Origin of the sequence: Nonomuraea sp. LPB2021202275-12-8 (assembly GCF_037044575.1) — a bacterium.
GTDB lineage: Bacteria > Actinomycetota > Actinomycetes > Streptosporangiales > Streptosporangiaceae > Nonomuraea.
In genome coordinates, this window is the sequence record NZ_JBAHWD010000088.1 from 1 (window position 1) to 4,794 (window position 4,794).

The 4,794-nt window shown below is 69.9% G+C and carries 5 protein-coding genes; 3 read left to right on the forward strand and 2 right to left on the reverse strand.

Annotated features, from left to right (window positions below):
* Positions 1 to 123 precede the first annotated feature (123 nt).
* Entirely contained in the window at positions 124 to 1,278 is a 1,155-nt protein-coding gene (locus V5E28_RS48630; protein ID WP_336217126.1) for an alpha/beta hydrolase family protein, read from the forward strand.
* Between the two features lie 178 nt (positions 1,279 to 1,456).
* Here V5E28_RS48630 and V5E28_RS48635 read toward each other — a convergent pair whose 3' ends face one another.
* Positions 1,457 to 2,614 (reverse strand): erythromycin esterase family protein, encoded by a 1,158-nt coding sequence (locus V5E28_RS48635; protein ID WP_336217127.1) that lies wholly within the window; start codon positions 2,612 to 2,614, stop codon positions 1,457 to 1,459.
* Between the two features lie 91 nt (positions 2,615 to 2,705).
* On the opposite strand from V5E28_RS48635, the gene V5E28_RS48640 reads away from it, so the two are divergent.
* A complete protein-coding gene (locus tag V5E28_RS48640; RefSeq protein WP_336217128.1) occupies positions 2,706 to 3,464 on the forward strand; it encodes a TioE family transcriptional regulator in 759 nt (252 codons plus the stop codon).
* Between the two features lie 61 nt (positions 3,465 to 3,525).
* Here V5E28_RS48640 and V5E28_RS48645 read toward each other — a convergent pair whose 3' ends face one another.
* Positions 3,526 to 3,915 (reverse strand): RidA family protein, encoded by a 390-nt coding sequence (locus tag V5E28_RS48645; protein WP_336217129.1) that lies wholly within the window; start codon positions 3,913 to 3,915, stop codon positions 3,526 to 3,528.
* Between the two features lie 66 nt (positions 3,916 to 3,981).
* Here V5E28_RS48645 and V5E28_RS48650 point away from each other — a divergent pair, with 66 nt between their 5' ends.
* Positions 3,982 to 4,584, forward strand: a complete 603-nt coding sequence (locus V5E28_RS48650) for a CGNR zinc finger domain-containing protein (RefSeq protein WP_336217130.1) — start codon at positions 3,982 to 3,984, stop codon at positions 4,582 to 4,584.
* Positions 4,585 to 4,794 lie beyond the last annotated feature (210 nt).

Here is a 4,794-nt window from a genome sequence, read left to right on the forward strand (position 1 = left end):
GTCGACCGGATCGGCGTGCCACCCGACCACCACGCGCCCCCGACGCCGAAGGACGCGGCCGCAGGGCGCGACCCCGCCCTGGCCAAGGCCCTGACCTTGCTGCACAAGTGAAGGGACCTCGCCATGAGAAGACTCCTGGCCCTCGCCGCGGGACTGGCCGTCCTCGCCGCGTCCGCCTGCTCCGCCCCCGCGCCGCCCAGAGCCGACGCCCCGCCGACCGAACCGACCGGCCCCGCCACCCTGCCCGCCCCCACCGGCCCCCGGCCGGTCGGCACCACCGCCCTGCATCTGACCGACACCTCCCGCCCCGATCCCTGGGACCCCGACGTCGACGCCAGGGAACTCAAGGTCACCCTGTGGTATCCGACCAAGCAGCGAGACGGGCAGCGCTCCCCCTACATGACAGCCAAAGAATCGGAACTCCTCCTGAAAGGCTCCGGGATCGCGACCACGCCGTACCGCACGCTGAGCAAGACGCGAACCAACGCCGTCAAGCACGCCGCCCCCTCCGGGCGCAAGCTTCCGCTGGTGGTGCTCTCACCCGGCTTCACCAAACCGATGAGCACGCTCACGTCCCTGGCCGAGGACCTGGCCAGCCGAGGGTACGTCGTGGCCGGGATCGACCACACCTACGAGAGCTACGCCACCACCCTGTCCGACGGGCGGGTCGCCGAATGCCTCGCCTGCGACAGCAACACCGACCCGGGCTTCGGCACCGGGCTGGTCCAGGGCCGGGCCGCCGACGTCTCCTTCGTCCTCGACCAGCTGACCTCCACCTGGGACCGGTCCAGCCTGATCGACCGCACCCGGATCGCGATGGTGGGCCAGTCGATCGGCGGGGCCAGCACCGTGGCAGCCATGGTCAAAGACCCACGCATACGCGCCGGAATCGACATGGACGGCACCACCTACGCCCGGCTCCCCAAGAGCGGCCTCTCCCGGCCGTTCATGTTCCTGGGTTCGTCGCAGCACATCCCCGGCGGCCGCGACAATTCGTGGGACCGCGACTGGAAGCTGCTGACCGGATGGAAGCGATGGCTCGTGCTGTCAGGCGCCGAGCACCAGTCCTTCACCGACATCCCGCTGGTGGCAGACGTCCTCGGCATCGAACCTCTCCCTGGCATGATGCCCGCGGCCCGTGGCGCCGAGCTCACCCGCACGTACGTGGCGGCCTTCCTCGACCAGCACCTGAAGTCGCAGCGGCAGCCCCTCCTGGACAAGCCGTCATCACGCTACCCCGAGGTCACGTTCTGCCCCGCGACCTGCGGTCGATCCTGAAACCCCGCGCACCTCGATGTGCGGGTAGCCGGCCCCAGCACGGGCGATACCCCGACCACTGGGCCGACCAGTGACCGGCCGGCGGCCGAATATCTGTTCAAGCAGGCCGGCGCCATCCACGACCCACACCAAGCCGGATGGACGTGCGTGTCAGCACAGCCCGACACGCACGCGCCTGTCAATCCAGCCTGACAGCCTGCTTGAGGAAGATGACGCCGTCGATCATGTCGAGCTGGGCCGGGTCCAGCGGGAAATAGGCGAAATCGTGGGAGATGCGCGGGGCAGGCTTCGTGATGGCCTCGGCCAGGCGGCGGGCGTCGATGAGCGAGTGGTCCCACGGGAGCGTGGACAGGATGCCCTCGACGGTGTCCGGGGGCGGGGTGTTGTCGCCGACCGTGCCGAAGGCGGAGGCCAGGTAGACGTACCGGTTGCCCAGGTGCGCTTCGGTGATCGCCCCCGCGCTCCACCACTCCAGCGGCAGGTCGCCGAGCCGCATGAAGCTCTTGTCGCGCTGCAGGTGAAGGTTGTGACAGAAGACCAGGGCGGGGCCTTGCCCGGCGACGGCACGCAGGTTGGCGGCCATCATCGCGTCCCGCAGGGCCGACAGCCTGGCTACCCGCGCCGGGGACGAGTCGGCCATCCAGGAGTGGTAGCGGAGCAGGCCGACGGCGGTGCGCCCGTACAGCGCCGCCCGCTCCCTGTCTTTCGCGCTCAGCCGCGGCACCTGAGTGTCGAGCAGTGCCACCAGGTCGTCGGCAAGCAGCCGCAGCCGCTGGGCGTCGGCCGACTGGCCGATCGACTGGGACGGGTCCATGACCGTGGCCTCGTTCGTCCACCGGTCGTCCGGGCCGAGCAGCGCGTCGAGGGTTTCCATGGTGCAGGTGAGGGGGCCGTCGAGGAGGGCGTAGAGGGCGGTGAGCGCCTGGCGCGGGCTCTCGGCCCAGTACTCCAGTGGGCCGTCGAAGCCGAAGAACCGGAGCTTCTCGTCATGCACCTCGTTGTACGCGCGCATCCAGCGCACGAGCTCGCGGTTGGCCGGGGACGCGCCGAAGCCGTGGCTGAAGCCGCGCTCCATGACGTCATCGAGTGTGCCCGCGCCCGTCGTGATGTAGTCGTCCACCACGAGGCCCCTGAGGCAGTCGCTCTCGATGGTGAACGACCGGTAGCCCTCGTGCTCGACCAGATGCCGGAAGATCTCGTTGCGCAACTCACCCAACTCCCCCACGAAGTGCCTGGCCTCGCCCAGGCCGAGCAGCAGGGGCTTGGCGGGAAGCGATCGGAGGAACGCCGAGACGCCCGGGCCATCGAGCGGCCGGGCCGTGTCCTTGAAATCCATACCTTCAACGGTATCGCTGAACTCTCAGTGTAAACTTTGCCCTGGAAATCCCCACTCTCATCGCGATGGACCTTCAATCAGTGATGCATCCATGAGGCCGGTGGACCTGGCGCGCGAGCACGGCCTGTCCACCCAGGCGATCAGAAACTACGAGGACGCCGGCATCCTGCCCGCCGCCGAACGCACCGTCCACGGCTATCGCACCTATACGCCGCTGCACGCGCAAGCCCTGCGCGCGTTCCTCGCCCTCGTGTCCGGCCACGGTCACCAGACGGCCACGTCGATCATGCGGGCGGTCAACCGGGGTGTCACCGAGGACGCGCTGCGGCTCATCGACGAGAGTCACGGCCAACTCCTCGACGACCGCCGCACCCTCCAGGCCGTCGAAGCCGCGCTCCGCGATCTGGCACCAGTGCCGCAGGAGCGCGGCGACATGTTCATCGGCCCCCTGGCCAGGAGGCTCGGCATCCGCCCTGCCACCCTGCGCAAATGGGAGAACGCCGGGCTGGTCCGGCCGCGCCGCGATCCGCAGACGAGCTACCGGATCTACAGCGCGGCCGACGTACGGGACGTCCGGCTGGCCCACCAGCTCAGGCGGGGCGGCTACCTGCTGGAGCAGATCGCCCCGCTGATCGCTCAGGTCCGCTCCGCCGGAGGCGTCGCCCCGCTGGAGTCGACCCTGCGCGACTGGCAGGCCCGCCTGTCCGCCCGGGGCCGCGCCATGCTCAAGGGCGCCGCCGACCTGGACGCGTACCTGTGCGCCCGCGCCCCTGAGGCCGAGTCACGTCCACCACAGGAGCGCAGACGGCACCCACCGCCTCCGGTCCAGAGCGCGCGTGATGACGGATGACCCTCCCGGCGTCGAAACCGGGCCAACCCCACGACCGGTTCCGGAAGTAGCCCCCGGGGCGTCACACGACGGCGACGGCGTCGATCTCGACGAGGAACCCGGAGCCCAAGCCGGCCACGACGTGGACCGTGATGGCCGGCGGCGGGTCGGCCCGGTTCCACACCTCCTGGAAGGCGGTCACCCCCTCGTCGAACGTGTGGCCGTCCACCACGGCGATGCGCCAGTGCACGATGTCCGCCAGGCTCGCCCCCTCGCTCTCCAAGATGGTCGCGAGGTTGCGGAACGCCTGCCTGGCCTGCTCCCCGACCGTGGGACCGACGACCTTACCGTCGGCGTCAACGCCGTTCTGCCCGCCGACGTAGATCGTCTTCGTCGGCTGTTCGACTACGACGGCCTGGCTGAAAGCCGGGCTGCGATGGAGCCCCTCGGGGTTGATGTGCCGTACACCCATGTGCTGCCTCCTCCGATGAGGAAACCAGTTGCAGCGGTTTCGTGTAACACCAGTTATAGTGGTTTCATGCGAGCGAGCACAACCGGACGAGTGCTGCACGACCCCAAGGGCGGGTCGTTCCGGTTCGACGCCGGTGCCATCTGCCTGGACTTCGCCCACACGGGCGGCGAGGGCCGGTACGCGGTATTCGAGACCCTCCACGAACCCGCCGACCTGGGCGAGTGGCTGGCCCAGCCGCCGCTGGCCGCGGTCATGACGGTCCCCGTGACGGCCCGAGAGCTGACCGCGGCCAAGTCCCTCCGCCAAGCGATCTGGGACGCGGCGCACGCCCAGGCGGCGCGTCGCCCCCTCCCCGCCGGGACGGTCGCGACCATCAACCGGGCCGCGGCCGCGGCGCCGCTGATCCCCGAGCTCGCCGCCGGCGGCACGACCGCGTGGTGGGCGCCGCCGGTGCGGGCAACGCAAGCGTTGTCGACGCTGGCACGGGAGATGGTCGAACTGCTGTCCGGGCCGCTCGCCGGGCGTATCCGCGAGTGCGCGAGCGACAACTGCCCGCTGGTGTTCGTCGATACGTCCCGCCCCGGCGCCCGGCGCTGGTGCGCGATGGAGCGCTGCGGCAACCGCCACAAGCTCCGGGCTCTCCGCGCCCGGCAGGCCACGGACCCGTGACGCAGCCTCAAGCACGGTGTCGAGATCGTCTCTCAGTGGGCATTTTGGGATGGCTTGCGGGCGTACGTCTCTTATGTGGTGTGAGTCGTTCGCGGCATTGGCGTAGAACAGCCTGGTTCGTGAGCTCCTGACGGGGCGCGCCTCTGTCCGTTTCGCGAGATGGACAGACCCAGATTCCGTCTGGCGTAGGCATGTCCTGGACACGCCATA

Coding starts and splice junctions, on each gene's coding strand:
- V5E28_RS48630 (WP_336217126.1), top strand. CDS start 124: ATGAGAAGACTCCTGGCCCTCGCCGCGGGACTGGCCGTCCTCGCCGCG.
- V5E28_RS48635 (WP_336217127.1), bottom strand. CDS start 2,614: ATGGATTTCAAGGACACGGCCCGGCCGCTCGATGGCCCGGGCGTCTCG.
- V5E28_RS48640 (WP_336217128.1), top strand. CDS start 2,706: ATGAGGCCGGTGGACCTGGCGCGCGAGCACGGCCTGTCCACCCAGGCG.
- V5E28_RS48645 (WP_336217129.1), bottom strand. CDS start 3,915: ATGGGTGTACGGCACATCAACCCCGAGGGGCTCCATCGCAGCCCGGCT.
- V5E28_RS48650 (WP_336217130.1), top strand. CDS start 3,982: ATGCGAGCGAGCACAACCGGACGAGTGCTGCACGACCCCAAGGGCGGG.